The sequence below is a fragment of the Paraburkholderia kirstenboschensis genome (genome assembly GCF_904848585.1).
Lineage (GTDB): Bacteria > Pseudomonadota > Gammaproteobacteria > Burkholderiales > Burkholderiaceae > Paraburkholderia > Paraburkholderia kirstenboschensis.
This window is the reverse complement of the sequence record NZ_CAJHCR010000101.1, coordinates 1-536: the sequence shown is the minus strand read 5'-3', so window position 1 is coordinate 536 and position 536 is coordinate 1. Positions and strand designations below refer to the sequence as shown.

Here is a 536-nt window from a genome sequence, read left to right as displayed (position 1 = left end):
GCTGCGCGGTGAGCCATACCTGCTGTGGCGGGCCGTCGATGAGCATGGTGCCGAACTCGAGATCCTGTTGCAGAAGCGGCGTGACAAGGCTGCAGCCAAACGTTTCTTCAACCGCGTACTTCGCTCATGCCCTGTGCCGCGCAAGATCGTGACCGACCAGTTGCGCAGCTACCCGGCCGCAAAGGCCGACATTCCCGAATTGGCGAACGTCAAACACGTGTTCGTTAAAGCCGCGGCGCGCGTGAACAACCGAGCGGAGAACAGCCACCAACCTACCCGCGAACGCGAGCGTCGCATGCGGGGATTTCGCGACTGCAAACGCACGCAGGCATTCCTCTCGTGTTTCGGTCCGATACGGCAGCATTTCGCGCTCAAGCGGCATCTGCTGCGTGCTTCGCTCTATCGCAAACACCTCGCGGCCCGATTCGCTGCGTGGCACGAATTCACCGACCTCACCCAGAATCCGTCGAATGCTCGCTGAGCAATGATGACCTCTGCCACCATTTCGTCTCGCTACCGGCAAGTTGACAAAGCCC

General features: G+C 60.6%; 1 protein-coding gene. It reads left to right on the top strand.

What is annotated here, in order from left to right:
- Positions 1-481, top strand: a 481-nt coding sequence (locus JMY24_RS38190; RefSeq protein WP_201704151.1) for a DDE-type integrase/transposase/recombinase, incomplete at its 5' end; no start/stop codon positions are given.
- Between the last annotated feature and the right edge of the window lie 55 nt (positions 482-536).